Annotated in this window: 3 protein-coding genes; 1 reads left to right on the top strand and 2 read right to left on the bottom strand. The window is 65.3% G+C overall.

The features are described from left to right. Nucleotides 1-1,001 (top strand): hypothetical protein (locus B2284_RS01055; protein WP_286697090.1); only part of this gene is annotated, 1,001 nt, incomplete at its 5' end. Between the two features lie 425 nt (nucleotides 1,002-1,426). Here the strand turns inward: B2284_RS01055 and B2284_RS01050 are convergent. Together B2284_RS01050 and B2284_RS01045 are read right to left on the bottom strand one after the other, a co-directional pair. Continuing rightward, nucleotides 1,427-3,586: a hypothetical protein gene (locus B2284_RS01050; protein WP_006943586.1), complete on the bottom strand. Its 2,160-nt coding sequence runs from the start codon at nucleotides 3,584-3,586 to the stop codon at nucleotides 1,427-1,429. A gap of 22 nt (nucleotides 3,587-3,608) precedes the next feature. Further along, the coding region (locus B2284_RS01045) for an N-acetylneuraminate synthase family protein (RefSeq protein ID WP_286697089.1) at nucleotides 3,609-4,244 on the bottom strand (636 nt) is incomplete at its 5' end.

Here is a 4,244-nt window from a genome sequence, read left to right as displayed (position 1 = left end):
ATTCGGACGTTCTGCGGGGCCTGAGCCAGATGCATCACGCCAACCATTTTTACGGCCATGCTCACATCATGTCCCGCTACGTCGGTCTGGCAGAGCCCCCACGTATTTGGGGGTACCTGCAGCACGGATGGAACATGCACGACGGTTTCGCGGTCAACACCGTCTTCGCTGCGCGTTACCCGAAGTTCGTCTACAGCGATGGCTGCGCCCGACGTGGCTGGGCTGCGGGGTTGCGCGATTACGTCGTCATCGGCGCGCCCTGGAACTACCTGCTCGAGCTCGAGAAACAGGCAGATTGGGAGGCCGAGGGTCACACACGAGAAGGCACGATCGTGTATCCCTTCCATGGGTGGGAAGGCCAGCAGGTAGCCGGAGACCATGAGGCCTACATCGCTGAGATCCGCGAGACCGAGGGCGACGTCCCCATCACGATGTGTCTCTACATCAACGAGTACGAGCAGCCGCGGATCAGACGCTTGTACGAGGACGCCGGGTTCCGTGTCATCACTCATGGACGCCGTGGCTATCTCTGGAGAGGAACCGACACTGAGTTCCTCTACAAGCAGCTGGCCGAGGTGCGCCGTCACCGGCGCGTCGTGAGCAACCGCATGACCTCGGCCCTTCTGCACGGATCCCTGGCAGGAGCAGAGGTCGGCGTCTATGGAGACCCCATGCAGCTCGACAACGATCACGCGGTGCTCGGGGGAGCGCAGCGGCCTCAGGAAATCTTCCCCGAATTTCATCAACCAGCCGTGCCGGCTGATGTGGCCCGGGAGATTGCGGTAGCAGAACTGGGTGCAGACCAGCTTCTCCCGCCAGAAGAGATCGTGGACCTCTTTGGTTGGGCCGACGAATTCGACGTCGAGGAACGGGTGGCGCAAGCTCCGGACGACTCGATCTCGTTCGAGCGCGTCCTCCGTCGCTTCAGCCCCTCCCCAGAGTTCCCCTCTGCGCGTACCGGGAGTGCACCACCGCGCGTTCGTCCTGAGCGCGGTTTCTGACGCTGCCCCACTCTCGATCGGCGTTGTCCTCGTGGGGGTCGCTTGCAAGTGTGCGAGACCGGTCCCCTGCTGCGGTTCGCAGGAACCAGTGCGGTCCGGGACACGGGGCGTCCCTTGAGCAGGGTATACGCCCCTAAGCCGGGCCGGGCGGGCACACCTGTGATGTAGTGCGCCGCTGCGAAGGCTCCTGATGCGCATTTGTTCGCGGTGTCGTCCCGGCCGACCGCTCATCGGCTTTGGAGCGCTGGTCGAGTGCCCCTCGACGCCAGTGTGCAGCCGACGAACCGCGATCCTGCTTCTGCCGAGCGACTCAGCACGCGCGCGCACCGGGTGCCATCGACAGGCGGGTCCGCCGATGCGTAAGGAACGCAGAATCGCGTTCGTCACGCATCGGTGGACCCGCCTGTCGCCTCAGAGCATGAGTGTCAATCCGCGTTCGGCGCGATCGCCCGGTCGAGGGCACGCTTCGCCCTTCCGCGCAAACGTGGCGGAACGACCTCTTCGACCCGGCTGCGAGCCTTAGACACCGCGATGCGCTTGGGCGCACCTGCGGCCCGCAGGGCCTTGTAGCTCATCGATTCCTCGAGCTTGAACATCAGGCGGTCGTACTCCCTGATACGGCGATCGCGCATCTTCAGGGTGCCCTCCAGCCACGCGATCTGACGCTGCTGCGCCCTGATCGTGTGATTCAGCGAGCGCGTCTGTGCCAGCAGTTCACGGAATCCTGCCGCTGTGGCGGATGGGAGGTGATTGTCCCGGGCGCCGTCAGCGATGTTTCGGCGCACCTCGGCGTCGAAGTCACGGTTCGCCGCTCCGGTTGCGAGGGCCACCTCCGTCTCGAGGAGAGCCACCATCTCGATGTCGCCGTCTGCGACCGTCACCCCGGCCATCGAGGCCAGGGTGCGCACGACCGATTCCGGAGTGACAGGCAGGCGCCACGGATGAGCTGCGCCTGACGCGAGCAATCGGGTCGCAAAGACGCGCAGCCCTCGCACGAATGCGAGCTGGCCCGCTGACGGGTTGGCGATCGACCAGGAGCCGTCGACAATTTGCACCTTTCCGTCCGACGAAAGCGCCACGTTGTCCGGAGTCGCGAACCACTGACGCACCATATCTGTGTCGCCCGTGGTGGTCTGGTCCACGACTGCTTCGACGGGCACAGGTGGCGCGCTCGCCTCATCACGCCCCCCATCATGGTGGTGCGTATCCTCGACGGTGTCACGCTCGATGCCGGTCTCTCTCAGCACCGGGTCAAAACCAAGCCCGAGTTGAGCCGCATCGTCCACGCTCGGGTCTCCGAAGAGGCCGTCGGCCACCTCCTGGTCAGCCGCGGTTCCTGCTGGCTCGTCCGCCTCATCCGTCGCCAGCTGCGCGTGCGTCGCGCTCACGTGTCCAGGGCTGAGATCGACGCGCGAGAGACCGCGCATGCTTCGCAGTGGGCCGCTGGGTGAGCTCGAGCGAATCCAGTCGTGGTAGAGGTTAACCAATCTGCGCAGCGTGCGGTAGTCACTGTTGGCAGCTGCCTCACGCAGAAGTTGCTCCAGCGTTTGTCCGTCACTCGCCATGGCCGGTGCGCTGAGGTCGCGGGAGACTCCCAGTGCCGATCGTTCGGGGGATGTGTCCTTGCCATCTCCCCATGTGGTTGTCACCTCGCCTGCGCGGTATGCGGCGACACGTGCCCAGTCCGTATTCGGGTGGGTGTCGGTGACCACGAGATCGGGAAGGTCCAGCATCAAGTCTTCGCGCGCGACCACGCTGAACCAGGCCGGTGCCAGGGTGATATCGAGTCCGGAGGCCACGACCATTTCAGTCGTGACAGCCGCATCCCGCGCGGCGGGCCGCTCGCTGAACTGCTCTCGAAGCGCGCGCGTTACGGCATGGCTCAGGAGAGCCCGGTCCCTCGAATGATGCGCCGAGGCAAGAACACGCGGATCATGCAATGACGGGTACGCAACGATTCGTGAAGAGGTGCGCATCCCGACGCCTTCGATCGCGCCCTCCAGCTCAGTCAGCAGCAGCGGCCTCTGGGACACCTTCGAGTGGCCAAGATACCAACGGCGGTCGTCGTCGAACGGCACCTCGGGTTCGAGCGCCAGTAGCTCCCCAAGGCCCAGCGGGTTGTTCGAACCGAGGAGTAGAACCCCATGCGGGGTGAGGCGCTCGGCCACTTTAGCGATGATGGAAGCGTCGTCCATTCCTTGCCCGACAGGAGAAAGCACCTCCGGGCCTCCGCCCATGAGGACGACGAGGTCGTACAGATCTGGCGTGTCGAACAGCTCGAGCCCGCCACAGAAGTACCTGTCCTCGGTTCTCTCGACGAAGCGAGCCGCCAAAGAACGCACGTCGGCAAGATGGCGGACCACGATGTCGGCGCTGGAGGATTCGGGCAAAGCGTCGACCAGTTGCGCGGCCATTGTTCCGATCACCAGGACGCGCTGAGGCGGACGGGAGTCGCACAAAGCGGCGAGAAGAAGGCGCACGCCCGAAAGCGGCGCGGTGCTATTCAGATCAGTGCCCTCGACGAGGTGGTCCCCGAGCAGGACTGCGCCCGATTCTCGATCGGTGTTGGCAGCATCGTGAGTCATTGCAGTTTCCTTCGATCGGCGCTCAGACGAGTCCCCAGGACATCGGCGTGCCCTTGGGAGCGTCCTTGATGAACGTGCGGCCTGCGAGCGTGTCGAACGTATCGGCAGGCAGGCCGTTCGCGGGGCGGATGGAGCGCACGTTCTGCGCCGTCACGACGTCGCCAGCCTTGACGTCCTCGACGACGTAGAGGCTGCGGCGGAAGCGCAGGCCCTCCTTCTCCTGCGCGCGAGCGCCGATGCGCGGCTCGCCGAGGCACTGCCACGCGATCTTCGTCTGCGTGACGAGCTGGTTCAGCTCCTCCGGTTCGGAGGAGAATGCCGAGTCGACGCCGCCGTCCTCGCGGTTCAGCGTCACGTGCTTCTCGACGAGAACCGCGCCGAGCGCGACGGACGCGACGGCCGCGCCGATGCCCATCGTGTGGTCGGAGTAGCCGATGAGCGTGCCGAGGGCGTCGCGCATGACGGGGATGCCGCGCAGGTTCGACTCGCTCGGGTCGGCCGGGTAGTTGGCGGTGCAGGCGAGCACGATGATCTGCTCGTTGCCCGTGCTGCGCGCCGCCTCGACGGCCGCGTTGATCTCACCGAGCGAGGCCATGCCCGTCGAGATGATGATTGGCTTGCCCTTGCTTGCCGCGTAGCGGATGAGCGGCAGGTCGAC

The organism is Dermacoccus sp. UBA1591 (assembly GCF_002322065.1).
Lineage (GTDB): Bacteria > Actinomycetota > Actinomycetes > Actinomycetales > Dermatophilaceae > Dermacoccus > Dermacoccus nishinomiyaensis.
Note: the sequence above shows the minus strand (reverse complement) of the source record. Positions and strands in the feature narration are given on the sequence as shown.

Coding starts and splice junctions, on each gene's coding strand:
- B2284_RS01050 (WP_006943586.1), bottom strand. CDS start 3,586: ATGACTCACGATGCTGCCAACACCGATCGAGAATCGGGCGCAGTCCTG.